The sequence below is a fragment of the Klebsiella sp. TF21-TM genome (genome assembly GCF_019753495.1).
Classification (GTDB): domain Bacteria; phylum Pseudomonadota; class Gammaproteobacteria; order Enterobacterales; family Enterobacteriaceae; genus Klebsiella; species Klebsiella quasipneumoniae.
The window spans coordinates 108,919-128,152 of sequence record NZ_JAIJYL010000015.1; the positions used below are offsets into that span (position 1 = coordinate 108,919).

Consider the following 19,234-nt stretch of genomic DNA (forward strand, 5'->3'; position numbering starts at 1 on the left):
AGAAGATGTAATGCTCACTATGACTCAAGTCGCGAAGAAAATTCTGGTAACGTGCGCCCTGCCGTACGCCAACGGCTCCATCCACCTCGGCCACATGCTGGAGCACATCCAGGCTGATGTCTGGGTCCGTTACCAGCGAATGCGCGGCCACGAGGTCAACTTCATCTGCGCCGACGACGCCCACGGCACGCCGATCATGCTCAAGGCGCAACAGCTCGGTATCACCCCGGAGCAGATGATTGGCGAGATGAGTCAGGAGCATCAGACCGATTTTGCCGGCTTCAACATCAGCTACGATAACTATCACTCGACGCACAGCGACGAGAACCGCGAGCTGTCGGAGCTTATCTACACCCGTCTGAAAGAGAACGGTTTTATCAAAAACCGCACCATCTCTCAGCTCTACGATCCGGAAAAAGGCATGTTCCTGCCGGACCGTTTTGTGAAAGGCACCTGTCCGAAGTGTAAATCTCCGGACCAGTACGGCGATAACTGCGAAGTGTGCGGCGCGACCTACAGCCCCACCGAACTGATCGACCCGAAATCGGTGGTCTCCGGCGCCACGCCGGTGATGCGTGACTCCGAACACTTCTTCTTCGACCTGCCGTCGTTCAGCGAAATGCTGCAGGCGTGGACCCGCAGCGGCGCGCTGCAGGAGCAGGTGGCGAACAAAATGCAGGAGTGGTTCGAATCCGGCCTGCAGCAGTGGGACATCTCCCGCGATGCGCCGTACTTCGGCTTCGAAATTCCGAACGCGCCGGGCAAATATTTCTACGTCTGGCTGGACGCGCCGATCGGCTACATGGGCTCTTTCAAGAACCTGTGCGACAAGCGCGGCGACACCACCAGCTTCGACGAATACTGGAAGAAAGACTCCACGGCCGAGCTGTATCACTTTATCGGCAAGGACATCGTCTACTTCCACAGCCTGTTCTGGCCGGCGATGCTGGAAGGCAGCCAGTTCCGTAAACCGACCAACCTGTTCGTGCATGGCTACGTGACGGTCAATGGCGCGAAGATGTCTAAGTCGCGCGGCACCTTCATTAAGGCCAGCACCTGGCTGAAGCACTTTGATGCCGACAGCCTGCGCTACTACTACACCGCCAAGCTCTCTTCGCGCATCGATGATATCGACCTCAACCTGGAAGACTTTATCCAGCGCGTTAACGCCGACATCGTCAACAAGGTGGTTAACCTCGCTTCGCGCAACGCCGGCTTTATCAGCAAGCGTTTTGACGGCGTGCTGGCCGCTGAGCTGGCCGACCCGGCGCTGTACAAAACCTTCACCGACGCGGCGGAAAGCATCGGCGAAGCGTGGGACAGCCGCGAGTTCGGTAAGGCCATCCGCGAAATCATGGCCCTCGCCGACGTGGCCAACCGCTATGTCGATGAGCAGGCGCCGTGGGTGGTGGCGAAACAGGAAGGCCGCGACGCCGACCTGCAGGCCATCTGCACCATGGGCCTGAATATGTTCCGCGTGCTGATGACCTGGCTGAAGCCGGTCCTGCCGCAGCTGGCCGCGCGCGCGGAAGCGTTCCTCAACAGCGAGCTGAGCTGGGACGCCATCCAGCAGCCGCTGCTGGCGCATAAGGTCAATCCGTTTAAGGCGCTGTACAACCGCATCGAGATGAAGCAGGTGGAAGCCCTGGTGGAAGCCTCTAAAGAAGAGGTGAAAGCCACCGCGGCGCCGGTCAGCGGCCCGCTGGCGGACGATCCGATTCAGGAAACCATCACCTTTGACGATTTCGCCAAAGTCGACCTGCGCGTGGCGCTGATTGAAAACGCGGAATTCGTCGAGGGCTCCGACAAGCTGCTGCGCCTGACGCTGGATCTTGGCGGCGAGAAGCGTAACGTCTTCTCCGGCATCCGCTCCGCTTATCCGGATCCGCAGCCGCTGATTGGCCGCCTGACGGTGATGGTCGCCAACCTGGCGCCGCGCAAAATGCGCTTCGGCATCTCGGAAGGGATGGTGATGGCCGCCGGCCCTGGCGGGAAGGATATCTTCCTGTTAAGCCCTGACGACGGCGCGAAGCCGGGTCAGCAGGTGAAATAATAAAAAAGCCGGAGAATATCTCCGGCTTTTTTTTGCCCGGCGGCGCTACCCTTGCACGGGCCGACGGGTTTTGTAGGCCGGGTAAGGCGAAGCCGCCCCCCGGCTAACCATCACGCCTTCGGGTTATGTACCCGCTGGGTCAGGCCGCGCAGGAAATTGCGCAGAAACTGGTCGCCGCACTCGCGGTAGTTTTTGTGGTCAGGCGACCGCATCATGGCGGTCACTTCCGGCACCGAAACGCGGTATTTCTGCTCGCTCATGATCGCCACAATATCGTCCGTTTTCAGCGAGAAGGCGATCCGCAGCTTTTTCAGCACCGTATTGTTATTCACCCGGCGCTCCAGCGCCAGCTCCGGCGCCGAATCGTCTTTACCGCGCTTGTCATAGATAAGGCCGTTGAGGAACCCCGACAGAATAATGTCCGGGCAGCGGACAAAGCCCTCTTCATCCTCTTTCGTCGTCCAGGTGTCGAAGCTGGCGGAGGTGGATTCCATATCGGATAGCGCAAGAATGCGCACCATATCGTTATTATTGACTTTCAGGGTGTAGCGCAGGCTACGAAGAATATCATTACTGAGCATGAGTGCCTTTTACTGTCGATGATGCAATGGGGCGCAGTGTAGCAGCTTTACAGGCCAATCGCCTCTTTCAGACTTTTTAAATAGCGCCGGCTCACCGGCACCGTTTGCCCGGCGCGCATCAGCAGCTCCGCCTGACCATTCTCCTCCAGGCGAATCTCCTTCAGGTGCGCCATATTCACCAGATACTGGCGATGACAGCGCAGCAGCGGCGTGCGGCTCTCAAGGGTGCGCAGGGTCAGCTCGGTAAACCCCTCCTTGCCCTCGCGGTCGGTCACGTAGATCCCGCTCATCCGGCTGCTGACGAAGGCCACATCCTCCATCTGCAGCAGCCAGATACGACTGTGTCCGGTACAGGGTATGTATTTCAGCGTCTGCCGGGCGTCATCCAGCAGCGACACATCCTGCAGATTACGCTCCTGGCGCAGACGGGCGAGGGTTTTCTCCAGCCGGGCAGCTTCAATCGGCTTGAGCAGATAGTCAAAGGCGTGCTCCTCAAAGGCTTTCACCGCGTATTCATCAAAGGCGGTGAGAAACACAATATAGGGGCGGTGCTCCGGGTCGAGCATCCCGACCATCTCCAGGCCGCTGATGCGCGGCATCTGGATGTCGAGAAACAACACGTCGGGACGCAGCTTATGGACCGCGCCAATCGCCTCCACCGCGTTGCCGCATTCGCCGACGATCTCGATATCGCGCTGAGTCTCCAGCAAAATACGCAGGTTTTCCCGCGCCAGCGGCTCATCATCGACGATCAATACTCTCAGCATGCATTCTCCTCCAGGGGCAAACGTAGGGTGACACGGGTAAAGCGCTCCGGTTCGCAGGTGACGCTGATACCGCAGTCGGCGCCAAAACGCGCCCGAAGCCGCCTGTCCACCAGATTCATCCCCAGCCCGCTGGCCTGAGGGTTGGCCCGGTACAGCCCGGCGTTATCTTCGATATCCAGCTGCAGCCAGCGATCGTCCTGGCTGGCGCGAATGGTAATTTCGCCGACGCCAAGATGTTGCGATGTGCCATGCTTAATGGCGTTCTCCACGATCGGCTGCAGGGTAAAGGCCGGCAGCTGGTGATGCGCCAGCCCTTCCGGCACCGCCATCTGGATCTGCAGGTTAGCCTGAAAGCGGGCCTTCTCAATCTGCAGGTAGGCGTTAACATGCTCGATCTCATCGGCGAGGGTGACGATTTCTGTCGGCCGCTTCAGGTTCTTGCGAAAGAAGGTCGACAGATACTGCACCAGCTGGCCGGCCTGCTCGCTGTCGCGACGGATCACCGCCTTCAGGGTGTTGAGCGCGTTAAACAGGAAGTGCGGGTTGACCTGGGCATGCAGAAGCTTGATTTCGGATTGCGTCAGCAGCGCCTTCTGCCGCTCGTACTGCCCGGCGAGGATCTGCGCCGACAGCAGCTGGGCAATCCCCTCCCCGAGGGTGCGGTTGATCGAACTGAACAGGCGGTTTTTCGCCTCATACAATTTGATGGTGCCGATCACCCGCTGGTTCTCGCCGCGCAAGGGGATCACCAGCGTCGACCCCAGCTTACAGTGCGGATGAATCGAGCAGCGGTAGGGCACCTCGTTGCCGTCGGCATACACCACCTCCCCGGTCTCTATCGCCCTTTGCGTATACGAGGAGGAGATAGGTTTGCCCGGCAGGTGATGGTCGTCGCCGATGCCGGTAAACGCCAGCAGCTTGTCGCGGTCGGTGATCGCCACCGCGCCGATATCCAGCTCCTGGATAAGCACCTGGGCCACCTTCATGCTGTTCTCTTCGTTGAACCCCTGACGCAGGATCCCCTCGGTGGACGCCGCCACCTTCAGCGCCGTGGCGGAAAAGGCGGAGGTGTACTTCTCGAACATCGCCCGCTTGTCCAGCAGAATGCGCATAAACAGCGCCGCACCGACGGTATTGGTCACCATCATCGGCGCGGCAATGCTCTGCACCAGATGCAGGGCGTCCTGGAACGGGCGGGCGATCAGCAGAATAATCATCATCTGCACCAGCTCGGCCACGAAGGTGATCGCCCCGGCGGTCAGCGGGCTAAAGACTTTGTCCGGCCGGCCGCGCTTGACCAGCACGCTGTGCACCAGACCGCCCAGCAGCCCCTCGACGATGGTGGAGACCATGCAGCTTAAGGCGGTCATCCCCCCCAGCGAGTAGCGGTGCAGGCCGCCGGTCAGCCCCACCAGCCCGCCGACCACCGGGCCGCCGAGCAGGCCGCCCATCACGGCGCCGATGGCGCGGGTGTTGGCGATAGAGTCTTCGATATGCAGACCAAAATAGGTCCCCATAATGCAGAAAATGGAGAAGGTGACGTAGCACAGCAGCTTGTGCGGCAGGCGAACGGTGACTTGCATCAGGGGGATAAACAGTCGGGTTTTGCTCATCAACCACGCGATGACCAAAAATACGCACATCTGCTGAAGCAGCAGCAACACCAGATCAAACTCGTACATACCCGCAAACCACACATTCCTGAAAGCGCGTACCTTACACTGCCTGGCGGAGACTTTCTTTGAAGCCCTGCATAAAAATGAAAAATGACGGGCAGGATCACACTTTTTTGCGGCGTGTGACGCAGCGAAAGCGGCAAAAAGCCCGGCGCGGCGCGCTAAACCGCAATTAATGTTTCATTAACACCTGTGCTTCACCGTATAATCCCCCTGTTAACATCAGGAGCCTATTATGAAGCCAGCGAAAATCGCGGTCGTCACTCTCTTCTTACTTATGGCCATCGGCGGGATCAGCGGCGTGATGCTGGCCGGCTATTCCTTTATTGTACGTGGCGGTGTCGGCTGAGCCAGCGGGCCAGGCGCTCAAATGCGCGGTCGACAATAATCGCCGCCAGCGCCACCAGCAGCGCCCCCTGCACGATATAGGCGGTATTAAACCCGCTCAGGCCGATGATGATCGGCGTCCCAAGCGTATTGGCCCCCACCGTCGAGGCTATCGTCGCAGTACCAATATTGACGATGACCGAGGTGCGGATCCCCGCCAGGATCACCGGGGCCGCCAGCGGCAGCTCCACCTTGCACAGACGCTGCCAGCCGGTCATGCCCATCCCTTCTGCCACATCTGACACGCCCGACGGTATCGTCCCCAGACCGGCCAGAGTCCCTTGCAGCACCGGCAGTATGCCATACAGCGCGAGGGCGATCAGCGCCGGCAGCCAGCCAAAGCCCAGCACCGGCACCGCCATCGCCAGCACCGCCACCGGCGGAAAGGTCTGCCCGATAGCGGCGATGGTCTCCACCAGCGGACGAAACGCGCTGCCCGCGGGCCGGGTGACCGCCACCCCTGCCCCCAGCCCGACAGCGGTCGCCGCGAGGCTGGACGCCGCCACCAGCCACCCGTGATCGACAGTGAGCGCCCAGAAGCTCTCCTGCTGGTAGACCGGCCGCGGCAGTTCCGGAAACAGCCGGCTGAACAGCGGCGCGCTGTAGGGCAGCCCCGCCAGCAGGCCGATAAACAGCGCGCTAAGCCACCACAGCGGCTCACGAAGCGCCTTCATGACTCGCCTCCTGGCGCAGCAGATCGGCAAAATGCAGCGTGCCGCAGGGGTGCCCCTCGGCATCCACCACCGGCAGCGCCTCGCAGCGCCGGGCGACAAACTGCGACAGCGCTTCCCGCAGGGTCATGGTGACGGTCAGCCCCTCGCCCGCCAGCCGCTCGTCGGGACGCAGATAGTCCCGCACCTCGCGCAGCGACAGCAGGCGCACGCCCAGCTCGCTGCGGCCAAAAAAGGTTTGCACAAAGCGATTCTCTGGCCGCAGGAGCATCTCCAGCGGCGCCCCCTGCTGGACCACCTCGCCGCCGTCCATCAGCACCAGGTGGTCCGCGAGACGCAGCGCTTCGTCAATATCATGGGTCACCAGGACAATCGTCCGCCCCAGCAGGCGATGGATGCGCAGCATCTCCTGCTGCAGCGCCTCACGGGTCACCGGGTCGAGGGCGCCGAAGGGCTCATCCATCAGCAGTACCTCCGGGTCTGCCGCCAGCGCCCGCGCCACCCCGACCCGCTGCTGCTGGCCGCCGGAGAGCTGATGAGGGTAGCGGTCGCGCAGCGTCGCCTCCAGCCCCAGCAGCGCCATCAGCTCGTCGACCCGGTCGGCGATCCTCCCCCGCGGCCATTTTTGCAGCTGCGGCACGGTGGCGATATTCTGCGCCACCGTCCAGTGGGGAAACAGGCCGATGGACTGGATGGCATAGCCCATCCGCCGCCGCAGGGTCAGGAGCGGCTGCTGGCGGATGTCTTCGCCGGCAAAGCGAATCATGCCCCGGTCCGGCTCCAGCAGGCGGTTGATCATTTTCAGCGTCGTCGACTTGCCCGAGCCGGAGGTTCCCACCAGCACCGAGAAAGCACCTTCGCGCAGCCGCAGGGTCAGGTCCTTCACCGCCGGATGACCGGCAAACGCTTTGCTGACCCCTTCAAATTCAATCATTGGCCTCTCCTTTCAGCCAGGCGCCCCACAGGGCGAACAGAGCATCCACGACCACCGCCAGGGCAATGGTCGGCACGACTCCGAGCAGCACCAGATCCAGCGCGCTGCTCAGCAGCCCCTGGAACACCAGCGCGCCAAAGCCGCCGGCGCCGATCAGCGCCGCCACCACCGCCATGCCGACGGTTTGCACGCTGACCACCCGCAGGCTGCGCAACAGCACCGGCATCGCCAGCGGGAGCTGCACCTGACGAAAACGCTGACCGGCGCTCATGCCCATCGCCGTCGCGCTCTCCAGCGCATCCCGCGGCACCTGCTGCAGGCCGGTCACCACCCCGCGCACCAGCGGCAGCAGCGCATACAACGTCAGGGCGATCAGGGCCGGCGCCACGCCGGTCCCGGAGACGCCCAGCTCGCCCAGCGCCGGGAAATAGCGCGCCAGACCGGCAAGCGGGGCAATCAGCAGGCCGAACAGCGCCACCGACGGGATAGTCTGGATCACATTGAGCACGGTGAAGGCCGGCGCCTGCCAGCGCGGACGCCGCCAGAGCCATACCCCCAGCGGCAGGCCAATGATCAGGCCCGGCAGCAGGGTGCCAAACAGCAGAAGCAGATGCTGGCGCAGGGCGTCGTCAAACACCTCCTGGCGGTTGGCATACTCCTTCAGCAGCGAGAGCTGATCGAGCGCCCCGGCGGCGAGCAGGATGATGGGCAGAAGCCAGACTTGCGCATTGAGCAGCCAGCGCCACAGCGGCCGGGCGGTAAGATGACGAATGGCCTCGCTGGCCAGCAGCAGGCAGAGCGCCAGCGACAGCCACAGACCGCTGCCGGGCGAGGTGCGCGCCAGCGGCGAGCCGTGCCGGGAGAGCTCAATCGCCGCCTGGCCGCTGCCCCAGATAAGCAGCGGGAAAAGCAGTTCGGCCAGCAGCAGATGGAGAAGCGGCGCAACCCTGCCCGGCAGCCAGCAGAGCAGGATCCCGGCGAGGGCTGCCGCCAGCTGAACGCCGGCGAGCCAGGGCATCACCTGCCACAGCCCGCGCCCTTCCCCGGAGAGTAAGCGATTCGGCGCGTAAGCGATAAACGGCAGCGCCAGCGTAACCAGCAGCAGGCCTGTCAGCAGCAGGCCGACGCGGTGAGTACAGCGAATGGTCACCGGTGGCTTACTTCAGCAGGCCTTTCTGCTGCAGATAATCTGCCGCCACGCGCTTAGCATCCTGGCCTTCCACCGCGATGCGGGCGTTGAGCTGCTGCAGGGTCTTTTCATCGAGGCTGGCGAAGACCGGCTTCAGCCAGTCGGCGATCTGCGGGTAGGCTTTAAGCACCGCCTCGCGCACCACCGGCGTCGGGGCGTAAATCGGCTGCACGCCCTGCGGGTCGCTCAGCGTCTGTAACCCCAGAGCCGCCACCGGGCCGTCGGTGCCGTAGGCCATCGCCGCGTTGACGCCGGAGGTCTGCTGCGCCGCCGCTTTGATGGTCACCGCCGTATCGCCCCCGGCCAGCGACAGCAGCTGGTTCTGGTTGAGTTTGAAGTCATACGCTTTTTCAAACGCTGGCAGCGCGTCCGGGCGTTCAATAAACTCCGCCGAGGCCGCCAGCTTAAATTCGCCGCCCTGCTGCAGATAGCGGCTGAGGTCGGCCAGCGAGGTCAGATGATTTTTCTCCGCCAGCTCCTGGCGCACGGCGATGGTCCAGGTGTTGTTAGCCGGCGCCGGGGTGAGCCATACCAGCTGATGTTTCTCCTGATCCAGGCGTTTCACCTTCTCATAGCCCTGCCGGGCATTCTTCCATGCCGGGTCGTTTTCATCTTTAAAGAAGAAAGCGCCATTGCCGGTATACTCCGGGTAGATATCCAGCTCGCCGGCGACAATCGCCCCGCGCACCACCGGCGTGGTGCCGAGCTGGATTTTATTAATCGTTTTGACGCCGTGGTTTTCCAGCACCTGCTGGATCATATTGCCCAGCAGCGCCCCTTCGGTATCAATTTTCGAGCCGACCTTCACCGGCTCCGCCGCCTGCAGCGGCACACTTATCAGGGCGGCCAGCGCCAGCGCGCCGGACCATTTCGTCGCCATCTTCATCCCGCTTCCCTCAGTTCTTTTGCGCTTCGCTTACAGAAGCTTAAGAGAAAAGCGTAGTCCATTTGCCAGCGATACGAAAAAGAAAAGGCCGATTAATCGGCCTTTAACGTGTGACGTTGGGCTTAAGGGCTCTGCCTTACAACAGCTCAAACTCGCTCTGCTGCACGCGGGCGGAGTCCACGCCGATAAAGACATTGAATTTGCCCGGCTCAGCGACGTATTTCATCTGCTGGTTCCAGAACTTCAGCGCGTCGACGTCGATCGGGAAGCTGACGGTTTGCGTTTCACCCGGCTTGAGGGTGACCTTTTTAAAGCCGCGCAGCATTTTCACCGGCCGGCTCATGGAGGCGGTGACGTCCTGCAGATACAGCTGAATGACCGTCGCCCCTTCGCGTTTGCCGGTGTTGGTCACCTGCACGCTGGCGGTCACGCTGCCGTCGCGCGGCAGGGTGGCCGACGACATGGTGACATCGGAGACGCTAAAGGTGGTGTAGCTCAGACCGTAGCCAAACGGGTACAGCGGGCCGTTGGCCTCATCGAAGTAACGCGAGGTGTACTTGTTCGGCTTCTCCGGATTATACGGCCGACCGGTATTCAGATGGCTGTAGTAGGTTGGGATCTGCCCCACCGAGCGCGGGAAGGACATCGGCAGCTTGCCCGACGGGTTATAGTCGCCAAACAGCACGTCGGCGATGGCATGCCCGCCTTCGGTGCCGGCAAACCAGGTCTCCAGCAGCGCATCGGCTTGCTGATCCTCTTTCACCAGCGCCAGCGGACGGCCGTTCATCAGCACCAGCACCAGCGGTTTGCCGGTGGCTTTGAGGGCGGCAATCAGATTGCGCTGGCTCTGCGGCAGGGTGATGTCGGTCCGGCTGGAGGCCTCATGGGCCATCCCCTGCGCCTCGCCCACTACGGCGACCACCACGTCGGCTTGCTTCGCCGCCGCGACGGCTTCGTCGATCATTTCCTGCGGCGAGCGCGGGTCAACCTGCACTGCTTTCTCATACAAATTGAGGAAATCGACAATGCCTTTGTCGTCGGTAACGTTCGCCCCTTTGGCGTAAATCACTTTGCCGTTATCGCCCAGCGCTTCTTTGATGCCGGTCAGGACGGTCACCGACTGATCGGCCACGCCCGCCGCCGACCAGCTGCCCATCATGTCGCGTTTGCTGTCCGCCAGCGCGCCCACCACCGCGATAGTGCCGGATTTTTTCAGCGGCAGCGTATCGAGACGGTTTTTCAGCAGCACCAGGCTCTCGCGGGCCACTTCGCGCGCCTCTTTACGATGCAGACGGCTTTCCGCGTTGGTGTCCTGCGGGTCAGAATCTTTTGGTCCCAGGTGGCTGTACGGATCGTTGAACAGCCCCATGTCATATTTGACGTTGAGCACGTGACGGGTGGCGTCATCCAGCTCAGCCATGGTCACCTTGCCGGATTTCACCAGCCCCGGCAGGTATTTGCTGTAATACTCGTCGCTCATGCTCATGTTGATGCCGGACTTCAGCGCCACGCGCACCGCGTCTTCCGGGTCGGAGGCCACCCCGTGCTTGATCAGCTCTTTGATGGCGCCGTGGTCGGAAACCGTGATGCCTTTAAAGCCCCACTGGTCGCGCAGGACATCTTTCAGCAGCCAGGAATCGGCGGTCGCCGGGGTGCCGTTCAGCGAATTCAGGGCCACCATCACCGCGCCGCTGCCGGCATCGAGTCCGGCTTTATACGGCGGCATATAGTCGTTGAACAGGCGCTGCGGGCTCATGTCGACCGTGTTGTACTCTTTCCCGCCCTCCACCGCGCCGTAGGCGGCGAAGTGCTTGACGCTGGTCATCACCGAATAGCGGTCAGCAGGGCTCTTGCCCTGCATCGACGCCACCATCGCCTGGCCCATCATCGTGGTCAGATACGTGTCTTCCCCGAAGCCTTCGGAAGCGCGTCCCCAGCGCGGGTCGCGGGAGACGTCGACCATCGGCGCCCAGGTCATGTTCAGCCCGTCATCGGCGGCTTCATAAGCTGACACGCGGCCCACGGTTTTCACCGCGTCGAGGTTAAACGACGAGGCCAGACCGAGGCTTATCGGGAAGACAGTGCGCTGGCCGTGCAGCACATCGTAGGCAAAGAACAGCGGGATCTTCAGGCGGCTAAGCTGCATCACCTGATCCTGCATGACGCGGATATCCGGACGGGTGACGGTGTTAAAAATCGCTCCCACCTGGCCCGCTTTGATCATCTCGCGGATCGCTTCTTTCGGGTTATCCGGGCCGACGCTTATCAGACGCAGCTGCCCGATTTTCTCGTCCACGGTCATTTTTTTCAGCAGGTCGGTAACAAAGGCATCCCGCGCCTGCGGGGTCAGGGGGTGGTTACCAAACAGTTCATCCGCCAGCGCGGGTTGCAGCGCCAGACTCACGGCGACGCCTACAGTGCAGAGCCATTTCATTGTTATCTCGCTTTTTCTCAGACGGGGACTTGGTAAAACATAATAAAAACCGCAGTTTGCCATATATATAAACAACGCGCCCGCAGAATGCTAAGGTTCTTCTCTGATTTTTGCGAAACATTCATGCATCAAATTGTCATACAAAGCGCTATGCTTATCCTCGATATTTCGCGCACCACCACAAGGAGTGGAACATGTCATCTGCACCCACTAACACCCATAAAACGTTTCTGGCTGACCTGGCGCGCCTGGTTGGCCCTTCGCATCTGCTGACCGACCCGGCAAAAACCCAGCGCTACCGCAAAGGCTTCCGCTCCGGCCAGGGCGAAGCGCTGGCGGTTGTCTTTCCCGGCACCCTGCTGGAACTCTGGCGCGTGCTCAACGCCTGCGTCGACGCCGATAAAATCATTTTGATGCAGGCGGCCAACACCGGCCTGACCGAAGGCTCCACCCCCAACGGCAATGATTACGATCGCGAGATCGTGATTATCAGCACCCTGCGCCTGGATAAGCTGCATCTGCTGGACAAAGGCGAGCAGGTGCTGGCCTGGCCCGGCACCACTCTCTATTCACTGGAAAAAGCGCTGAAACCGCTGGGGCGCGAGCCGCACTCGGTGATCGGCTCATCGTGCATCGGCGCGTCGGTGATCGGCGGGATCTGCAACAATTCCGGCGGCTCCCTGGTGCAGCGCGGGCCAGCCTATACCGAGATGTCGCTGTTCGCGCAGATTGACGCCGACGGTAAGCTGAAGCTGGTCAACCATCTGGGCATCGACCTCGGCAGTACGCCGGAGCAGATCCTCAGCCGACTCGACGACGAGCGGATCAGCGATAGCGATGTGCTGCACGATGGCCGTCACGCCCACGATCACGACTATGTTACCCGCGTGCGCGATGTCGATGCCGACACCCCGGCGCGCTACAACGCCGACCCGGACCGCCTGTTCGAATCCTCCGGCTGCGCCGGTAAACTGGCGGTTTTCGCCGCGCGTCTCGATACCTTCCCGGCGGAGAAGCGCCAGCAGGTGTTTTACATTGGCACCAATCAGCCGCAGGTATTGACCGAGATCCGCCGCCATATCCTCGCCGAGTTCCAGCATCTGCCGGTGGCCGGGGAATATATGCACCGCGATATTTACGATATCGCCGAGAAGTATGGCAAAGACACCTTCCTGATGATCGACAAGCTCGGCACCGACAAAATGCCGTTCTTCTTCACCATGAAGGGGCGCACCGACGCGATGCTGGAGAAAGTGTCGCTGTTTAAGCCGCACTTTACCGACCGCTTTATGCAGAAGCTCGGCCACGTCTTCCCGGCGCATTTACCGGAGCGGATGAAAACCTGGCGCGACAAATATGAACACCATCTGCTGCTGAAGATGGCCGGCGACGGCATCGAAGAAGCGCAGCGCTGGCTGACAGCGTACTTCCAACAGGCCGAGGGGGAGTTCTTCGCCTGCACGCCGGAGGAAGGCAGCAAAGCGTTCCTCCATCGCTTTGCCGCCGCGGGCGCGGCGATCCGCTATCAGGCGGTGCATGCTGACGAGGTGGAAGATATTCTGGCGCTGGATATCGCCCTGCGCCGCAACGATACCGAGTGGTTCGAACATCTGCCGCCGGAGATCGACAGCCAGCTGGTGCATAAGCTCTACTATGGCCACTTTATGTGCCATGTGTTCCATCAGGATTACATCGTCAAGAAAGGGGTCGACGCCCATGCGCTGAAGGAGCAGATGCTGGCGTTGCTGAAAGCCCGCGGCGCCCAGTACCCGGCGGAGCATAACGTGGGTCATCTGTATGAAGCGCCGGAGAGCCTGCAGCAGTTCTATCGCCAGAACGATCCGACCAACAGCATGAACCCGGGGATCGGCAAAACCAGCAAGCAGAAATACTGGGGTGAAGCGGCCCCGGCGCCAGTCTCCCCGACGGATCCGCAATAATCGGCGGCAGGACTATTCAGCCTGGCGCTTCTGTATTACGCTGCACGCCGGAGAATGTCTCTCCGGCAGATTCAGGAGCGCCGCCATGCCTGCAGAGGCCCCGTTACTCGACAGTGATTTAGAAATTCGTGAAGCGCTGCCCGACGATGCGCACGCCATCGCCGCGCTGTATGTCTGGCACGTGCTCAATGGCCGCGCCTCCTTCGAAGAGATCCCCCCCACCGTTGACGAAATGCGTAAACGGATCCAGACCGTGCGCGATAACGGGCTGCCCTGGCTGGTAGCGCTGTGGCGCGGGGCTATCGTCGGCTACTGCTACGCCACTTTCTATCGCCCGCGCCCGGCCTATCGCTACACCCTCGAAGAATCGATCTACGTGGAATCCGGAATGGGCGGGCGCGGCATCGGCAGCGCGCTGCTGTCGCGGCTGATCGCCGAATGCGAGAAAGGCCCATGGCGGCAGATGCTGGCGATCATCGGCGATGGCCATAACAATGCCGGCTCGCTGGCGATCCATAAAAAGTTCGGTTTTACCGTGGCAGGTCAGCTGCGCAGCGTCGGCTATAAGATGGGCGACTGGCGGGATACGTTGATTATGCAGCGCGCGCTGGGTGACGGCGACTGGACGCTGCCGGAGTAATATTCGGCGTCACATCCCGCGGCTCGCGGCATAAACGCCCCAGCCCGATTGCCCGGCGGCGCTGCGCTTGCCGGGCCTACTTAGGGGGCGAACCCGGCGCCAAATAATGTAGGCCGGATAAGGCGTTAGTCGCCATCCGGCACAACGCGGCACTCGGCGTGATTGCCCTGCGGCGCTGCGCTTGCCGGGCCTGGGAAGGGGCGGAACCCGGCGCCAAATAATGTAGGCCGGATAAGGCGTCCGCCGCCATCCGGCACAAACACGGCACGGTGCCGGGTATATTGCCCTGCGGCGCTGCGCTTGCCGGGCCTGCGAAGGAGGCGAACCCGGCGCCAAATAACGTAGGCCGGATAAGGCGTCAGCCGCCATCCGGCACAACGTGGCACAGTATATTGCCCGGCGGCGCTGCGCTTGCCGGGCCTACTAAGGGGCGGAACCCGACGCCAAATAATGTAGGCCGGATAAGGCGTCAGCCGCCATCCGGCACAAACGCGGCACGGTGCCGGGTATATTGCCCGGCGGCGCTGTGCTTGCCGGGCCTACTAAGGGGCCGAACCCGGCGCCAAATAACGTAGGCCGGATAAGGCGTCAGCCGCCATCCGGCACAAACGCGGCACGGTGCCGGGTATATTGCCCGGCGGCGCTGCGCTTGCCGGGCCTACTAAGGGGCGGAACCCGGCACCAAATAACGTAGGCCGGATAAGGCGCGAGCCGCCATCCGGCACAAACGCGACACTCGGCGTGATTGCCCGGCGGTGCTGCGCTTGCCGGGCCTACTTAGGGGGCGAACCCGGCGCAAAATAATGTAGGCCGGATAAGGCGCGAGCCGCCATCCGGCACAAACGCGACACTCGGCGTGATTGCCCGGCGGCGCTGCGCTTGCCGGGCCTGCGAAGGGGGCGAACCCGGCGCCAAATAATGTAGGCCGGATAAGGCGCGAGCCGCCATCCGGCACAAACGCGGCACTCGGCGTGATTGCCCGGCGGCGCTGCGCTTGCCGGGCCTGCGAAGGGGCCGAACCCGGCGGTAAATAATGTAGCCCGGATAAGGCGCAATGCGCCGTTATCCGGGGCATATGCAGATTAATCGTTCTGCGCGGTCTGGGCGCCGCCTTTCAGCATCGCCTCCGCCATCTGCGCTTCGCGCTGCTTTTTATAGCTCAGCGCCGAAGCCGGGACTGGCATCACCTTCCCGGTCTCGATCCACGTCCGCAAACGGCTGGCGTCGGCGAAGTGGGTATATTTGCCGAAGGCATCCATCACCACCAGCGCCACCGGACGTTGGTTAATCACCGTGCGCATAATCAGGCAGTGGCCGGCAGCGTTGGTGAAGCCGGTTTTGGTCAGCTGGATGTTCCAGTTGTCGCGATACACCAGATGGTTAGTGTTGCGGAACGGCAGGCTGTAGGCCGGATGGGCAAAGGTGGCGGTCTCTTCTTTGGTGGTGCTCAGCTGGCCAATCAGCGGGTACTGCTCGCTGGCGATCAGCAGTTTGGTCAGATCGCGGGCGGTGGAGACGTTATGCACCGACAGACCGGTGGGCTCCACATAGCGGGTATGGGTCATACCCAGCGCCTGCGCTTTGGCGTTCATCGCGCGAATAAAGGCGTCGTAGCCCCCCGGATAGTGATGCGCCAGGCTGGCGGCCGCGCGGTTCTCGGAAGACATCAGCGCCAGCAGCAGCATATCGCGGCGGCTGATCTGGCTATTGAGACGCACGCGGGAGTAAATCCCCTTCATTTCCGGAGTATGGCTGATATCCACCGTCAGCATTTCGTCCAGCGGCAGATGGGCATCGAGAACCACCATGGCGGTCATCACCTTGGTGATCGACGCCATCGGGCGCACCAGATCCGGCTGGCTGGCGTAGATGATTTTTTTGGTGGCCAGATCGACGATCATGGCGCTGCCGGAAGCGATGTCCGGCTGCGAGGCGGTTACCGCCGTCGGGGTTTTTGCTAACGCCTGGGGCGCAAAAGGCACAGCCAGCAGCAAGGTCAGGCTGAGCAAAGAGACTCGGAATTTCGGCATCATGGGCATTCTGAAAAGTATTTTTGCACGTTATGGAACGTACGCCGCGAGGTTAAGTGGGCAACTTCGCTGGCAAACGCCATCATACCGCGCCGTAAGGCCCTGTGCCTAATAAGAATCGTGAAGAAATGCTGCATTGCCGACATAAAATACATATTTGCCGGCAATGCATATTGACCCGTTTCGTCCGATCAGAACAGTCGGTAGCCATACCCCCATAGCACCACGGTGATCGCCAGCAGTACTTCCAGCACCAGCACCCCGATGGCCAGGGTCGAGCTGGCGAAACTGAGCCCCTCTTCCCGGTTAATGCTCAGGAAGGTCGGGATCCCGAGATAGAGCAGATAACCGGTATAGAACAGGGCAACGGTACCGATCAGCGCGCACAGCCAGACCAGCGGATAGAGCGCCACAATCCCGCTCAGGAACAGCGGCGTGGCCACATAGCCGGCAAAGACCATGCAGCGTTTCAGGGAAGGCTGCTGCGGATATTGCCTGGCCATCCACCAGATAACCCGCCCCATGATCGCCACCCCGGCCAGCATCACGGCATAAAACAGGACAGCCAGTGCCAGCCCGGTCCACATCGACAGTTTAATAATGGTGCCGTCACCGAAGTTCCAGCCCAGCTGCGTGGTGCCGATAAAGGCGCAAACCACCGGAACCGCCGCCATCAGCAGCACATGATGCGTATAGTGATGAGAAATGGTTTCATTCTCGCTCTTTATCACGCTCATCTCCCGATTGGGATGAGCGAAGAGCCCCCAGACATGGTTCATAGCGTCCCCCTTGTCACGGCTTCGTACTGCACTGATCCAAGTATAATTCACCCTGTAGATTATTTTGTGTACAGCACAAAAAATCTGCGTCGACGCGTTTTGGTCTGCAGGGTGTATGATTAACAGGTGATGAGGTAAGGAGATAAGCTGTTTATGGATATCAATCACCTGATTTCCCAGTATGGCTACGCGGCGCTGATCGTCGGCAGCATGGCGGAAGGTGAGACCATTACCCTGCTGGGCGGCGTCGCGGCGCATCAGGGACTACTGAAGTTTCCCCTGGTGGTGATCGCTGTCGCCCTCGGCGGGATGATTGGCGATCAGTTGCTCTATCTGCTTGGTCGCCGCTTCGGCGGGCGCATTCTGCGCCGTTTCGCCAGCCAGAAGGCGCGGATCAGGAAAGCCCAGCGCATGATCCAGCACCGGCCGTGGCTGTTTGTCATCGGCACCCGCTTTATGTACGGCTTCCGGGTGATCGGCCCCCTGCTGATCGGCGCCAGCCGCCTGCCGCCGCGCATTTTCCTGCCGCTGAATATTGCCGGGGCGCTGGTGTGGGCTCTGCTGTTTACCACCATAGGCTATCTTGGCGGCGAGGTGGTTGGCCCGTGGCTGCACCACCTCGACGCCCATCTGAAGCACTGGATCTGGCTGATCCTCGCGGTGGTGGTGGTCGTGGCCGCCCACTGGTGGTTCAGGCGGCGCGAAGGGAAGAAGAAAGACTGAGCGGCGCGCCCGCTAACGCGCCGGGTGGCCGGTTACTTCACCGCCTGGTGGTAGCCGCCGCCGAGAGCCGAGGTCAGCTGAATGCTGGCGTCAATCCACTGGCCGTGCAGGCGCAAGGCGGTGATACGCTCCTGCAGCGCCGGGAGCTTCGCCATACTGACCCGGGAGCCGGGCAAGATCCCCGCCGCCATCCGGGCCTGCGCCAGGTCCACCACCCGCTGGGCGTCTTTTTCAACCTGCTGCTGCTGTTGGCTCTTGGCCATCAGCGTCTCGACCTGGCTGGCGGTTTTCGCCACCTGGTTGACGGCGTCCACCACCGCTTTGTTGTACTGGGCGATGGACAGGCTGTTCTGCGCGCTGGCGATATCCAGATTGGCATTGAGGCGACCGCTGTCGAAGATCGGCAGCGTCAGTCCGGCGGTGACGCCCATCTGCTGCGCCGAATGGCGGAAAAGATCGCTTAAGTGCAGGGCATCCTGCTGCAGGAACGCCATCAGATTGATGTCCGGGTAAAACGCCGCCTTCGCCGCGTCCACTTCGCTCAGCGACGCCTCGATATACCAGTGAGCGACCTGCAGATCCGGGCGGCGCGCCAGCAGCTCATAGCCAAGGGTGTCCGGCAGCTGCGCGCTGACCGTCGGCAGGCTGGCGGGTTTGAGGTTTAGCGACTGGCTCTGGCTGTTGGTCAGGGCCATCAGCCGCGCTTCAATCTCTTTCATCGTGCCCGCCACGTCCGCCAGCTGCTGGTCGGTTTTGCTGACGTTAATATCGTTTTCCGCCCCTTCGGCGGAGTTGGTGATCCCGCGCTGATACAGGGCCTTGTCGACCGTCACGATATTATTTTGCTCGTTTTTCACCTGCTGCAGCACCGCTTTGATCGCCGCTTCCGTCTGCCACTGCCAGTACAGGCGCGCCACGCTGCCGGAGAGCAGCTCGCGGGTCTGAGCCTGCTCGGCCACCTGGGCTTTCAGCTCGCCGATGCGGGCTTTCACCAGCGCACGGTTTTTGCCCCACAGATCGAGATCCCAGCCGGCGGTCAGGCCGAAGGTACCGTTGGTGTACCACGGGCCGGTATTGCCGTCGGTGTCGGTGGCGAACGGCCCCATCAGGCCTTCGGCCGACATGCGTTGACGTTCGATGTCAGCGGAGAAATCCATCTCCGGGCCAAGATTCGCCTGCGACATTCTGGCCTGCGCTTCGGCAAGCCTGATGCGCTGTTCGGCAATCTGCATATCCGGTGCGTTGGCGAGCGCGCGCTGAATCAAATTATCCAGTTGGGCATCGTGGTAGTCTTTCCACCAGTCGGTCTGCGGCCAGCCGTTTTTGACGGCGGCGGGAAGATCCATGGCAACGTGGGAAGCCGGAATTTGCTGCTGCGGCGGACGAGCAACCTCATGGGAAGGCGCGCAGCCTACCAGCGCGATGGCCAGGGGCAAGGCCGCCAGCGCGCTATTATTTAATCTCAATTTCATTAGACAGGTCAGATAACATAATCAGGTGAGTGATCATAAGTTAATTGAATTAAACGCGTTTAGTAAAGCGTG

At 61.5% G+C, this 19,234-nt stretch carries 16 protein-coding genes; 5 read left to right on the forward strand and 11 right to left on the reverse strand.

Annotated features, from left to right (window positions below):
- The first annotated feature begins 19 nt into the window (after positions 1-19).
- Positions 20-2,053 (forward strand): methionine--tRNA ligase, encoded by a 2,034-nt coding sequence (gene metG / locus K5R89_RS15835; protein WP_087824210.1) that lies wholly within the window; start codon positions 20-22, stop codon positions 2,051-2,053.
- A 110-nt stretch (positions 2,054-2,163) separates the two neighbouring features.
- Here the strand turns inward: metG and K5R89_RS15840 are convergent, their stop codons facing one another.
- From K5R89_RS15840 to K5R89_RS15850, 3 genes are read right to left on the reverse strand one after another with little or no spacing between them, the layout of a single operon-like run.
- On the reverse strand, positions 2,164-2,634 hold the full coding sequence (locus K5R89_RS15840; RefSeq protein ID WP_023290420.1) for a DUF1456 family protein: 471 nt from the start codon (positions 2,632-2,634) through the stop codon (positions 2,164-2,166).
- Positions 2,635-2,681: 47 nt separating this feature from the next.
- Positions 2,682-3,401: a two-component system response regulator BtsR gene (gene btsR, locus K5R89_RS15845; RefSeq protein ID WP_023290421.1), complete on the reverse strand. Its 720-nt coding sequence runs from the start codon at positions 3,399-3,401 to the stop codon at positions 2,682-2,684.
- Complete coding sequence (locus K5R89_RS15850) at positions 3,395-5,083, reverse strand: sensor histidine kinase (protein ID WP_004189065.1); 1,689 nt, start codon at positions 5,081-5,083, stop codon at positions 3,395-3,397. Before K5R89_RS15850 ends, btsR begins: the two co-directional genes overlap by 7 nt.
- A gap of 229 nt (positions 5,084-5,312) precedes the next feature.
- On the opposite strand from K5R89_RS15850, the gene K5R89_RS15855 reads away from it, so the two are divergent.
- Positions 5,313-5,426, forward strand: a complete 114-nt coding sequence (locus K5R89_RS15855) for a protein YohO (protein ID WP_002912762.1) — start codon at positions 5,313-5,315, stop codon at positions 5,424-5,426.
- On the opposite strand, the gene K5R89_RS15860 is transcribed toward K5R89_RS15855, so the two are convergent.
- The 5 genes from K5R89_RS15860 to bglX form a co-directional block, all read right to left on the reverse strand.
- A complete protein-coding gene (locus K5R89_RS15860; protein WP_087827399.1) occupies positions 5,401-6,138 on the reverse strand; it encodes an ABC transporter permease in 738 nt (245 codons plus the stop codon). The genes K5R89_RS15855 and K5R89_RS15860 overlap by 26 nt on opposite strands.
- Positions 6,122-7,069 carry an ABC transporter ATP-binding protein gene (locus K5R89_RS15865; protein WP_087827400.1) on the reverse strand — a complete coding sequence of 316 codons (948 nt, stop codon included), beginning with the start codon at positions 7,067-7,069 and terminating at the stop codon, positions 6,122-6,124. The genes K5R89_RS15860 and K5R89_RS15865 overlap by 17 nt, the downstream gene beginning before the upstream one ends.
- Positions 7,062-8,219 carry an ABC transporter permease gene (locus K5R89_RS15870; protein ID WP_044524199.1) on the reverse strand — a complete coding sequence of 386 codons (1,158 nt, stop codon included), beginning with the start codon at positions 8,217-8,219 and terminating at the stop codon, positions 7,062-7,064. The genes K5R89_RS15865 and K5R89_RS15870 overlap by 8 nt, the downstream gene beginning before the upstream one ends.
- A 7-nt stretch (positions 8,220-8,226) precedes the next feature.
- A complete protein-coding gene (locus K5R89_RS15875; protein ID WP_023290425.1) occupies positions 8,227-9,144 on the reverse strand; it encodes an ABC transporter substrate-binding protein in 918 nt (305 codons plus the stop codon).
- Between the two features lie 136 nt (positions 9,145-9,280).
- A complete protein-coding gene (gene bglX, locus K5R89_RS15880; RefSeq protein ID WP_065812293.1) occupies positions 9,281-11,578 on the reverse strand; it encodes a beta-glucosidase BglX in 2,298 nt (765 codons plus the stop codon).
- A gap of 194 nt (positions 11,579-11,772) precedes the next feature.
- On the opposite strand from bglX, the gene dld reads away from it, so the two are divergent.
- Together dld and K5R89_RS15890 are read left to right on the forward strand one after the other, a co-directional pair.
- A complete protein-coding gene (gene dld / locus K5R89_RS15885) occupies positions 11,773-13,518 on the forward strand; it encodes a D-lactate dehydrogenase (protein ID WP_023290427.1) in 1,746 nt (581 codons plus the stop codon).
- An 85-nt stretch (positions 13,519-13,603) separates the two neighbouring features.
- Complete coding sequence (locus K5R89_RS15890; RefSeq protein ID WP_002912829.1) at positions 13,604-14,158, forward strand: GNAT family N-acetyltransferase; 555 nt, start codon at positions 13,604-13,606, stop codon at positions 14,156-14,158.
- A gap of 1,082 nt (positions 14,159-15,240) precedes the next feature.
- Here K5R89_RS15890 and pbpG read toward each other — a convergent pair.
- Positions 15,241-16,191 carry a D-alanyl-D-alanine endopeptidase gene (gene pbpG, locus K5R89_RS15895; RefSeq protein ID WP_074194602.1) on the reverse strand — a complete coding sequence of 317 codons (951 nt, stop codon included), beginning with the start codon at positions 16,189-16,191 and terminating at the stop codon, positions 15,241-15,243.
- 188 nt (positions 16,192-16,379) lie between these two features.
- On the reverse strand, positions 16,380-16,967 hold the full coding sequence (locus K5R89_RS15900; RefSeq protein ID WP_032453512.1) for a Yip1 family protein: 588 nt from the start codon (positions 16,965-16,967) through the stop codon (positions 16,380-16,382).
- 153 nt (positions 16,968-17,120) lie between these two features.
- Here K5R89_RS15900 and K5R89_RS15905 point away from each other — a divergent pair, with 153 nt between their 5' ends.
- Positions 17,121-17,690 carry a DedA family protein gene (locus K5R89_RS15905; RefSeq protein ID WP_023290430.1) on the forward strand — a complete coding sequence of 190 codons (570 nt, stop codon included), beginning with the start codon at positions 17,121-17,123 and terminating at the stop codon, positions 17,688-17,690.
- Positions 17,691-17,722: 32 nt separating this feature from the next.
- Here the strand turns inward: K5R89_RS15905 and mdtQ are convergent, their stop codons facing one another.
- Positions 17,723-19,162 (reverse strand): multidrug resistance outer membrane protein MdtQ, encoded by a 1,440-nt coding sequence (mdtQ, locus tag K5R89_RS15910; protein ID WP_080901712.1) that lies wholly within the window; start codon positions 19,160-19,162, stop codon positions 17,723-17,725.
- Positions 19,163-19,234: the final 72 nt, after the last annotated feature.

Bases quoted from the DNA above. Each gene is read 5' to 3' on its own strand.
- metG (WP_087824210.1), top strand. From the start codon at position 20: ATGACTCAAGTCGCGAAGAAAATTCTGGTAACGTGCGCCCTGCCGTAC.
- K5R89_RS15840 (WP_023290420.1), bottom strand. From the start codon at position 2,634: ATGCTCAGTAATGATATTCTTCGTAGCCTGCGCTACACCCTGAAAGTC.
- btsR (WP_023290421.1), bottom strand. From the start codon at position 3,401: ATGCTGAGAGTATTGATCGTCGATGATGAGCCGCTGGCGCGGGAAAAC.
- K5R89_RS15850 (WP_004189065.1), bottom strand. From the start codon at position 5,083: ATGTACGAGTTTGATCTGGTGTTGCTGCTGCTTCAGCAGATGTGCGTA.
- K5R89_RS15855 (WP_002912762.1), top strand. From the start codon at position 5,313: ATGAAGCCAGCGAAAATCGCGGTCGTCACTCTCTTCTTACTTATGGCC.
- K5R89_RS15860 (WP_087827399.1), bottom strand. From the start codon at position 6,138: ATGAAGGCGCTTCGTGAGCCGCTGTGGTGGCTTAGCGCGCTGTTTATC.
- K5R89_RS15865 (WP_087827400.1), bottom strand. From the start codon at position 7,069: ATGATTGAATTTGAAGGGGTCAGCAAAGCGTTTGCCGGTCATCCGGCG.
- K5R89_RS15875 (WP_023290425.1), bottom strand. From the start codon at position 9,144: ATGAAGATGGCGACGAAATGGTCCGGCGCGCTGGCGCTGGCCGCCCTG.
- bglX (WP_065812293.1), bottom strand. From the start codon at position 11,578: ATGAAATGGCTCTGCACTGTAGGCGTCGCCGTGAGTCTGGCGCTGCAA.
- dld (WP_023290427.1), top strand. From the start codon at position 11,773: ATGTCATCTGCACCCACTAACACCCATAAAACGTTTCTGGCTGACCTG.
- K5R89_RS15890 (WP_002912829.1), top strand. From the start codon at position 13,604: ATGCCTGCAGAGGCCCCGTTACTCGACAGTGATTTAGAAATTCGTGAA.
- pbpG (WP_074194602.1), bottom strand. From the start codon at position 16,191: ATGATGCCGAAATTCCGAGTCTCTTTGCTCAGCCTGACCTTGCTGCTG.
- K5R89_RS15900 (WP_032453512.1), bottom strand. From the start codon at position 16,967: ATGAACCATGTCTGGGGGCTCTTCGCTCATCCCAATCGGGAGATGAGC.
- K5R89_RS15905 (WP_023290430.1), top strand. From the start codon at position 17,121: ATGGATATCAATCACCTGATTTCCCAGTATGGCTACGCGGCGCTGATC.
- mdtQ (WP_080901712.1), bottom strand. From the start codon at position 19,162: ATGAAATTGAGATTAAATAATAGCGCGCTGGCGGCCTTGCCCCTGGCC.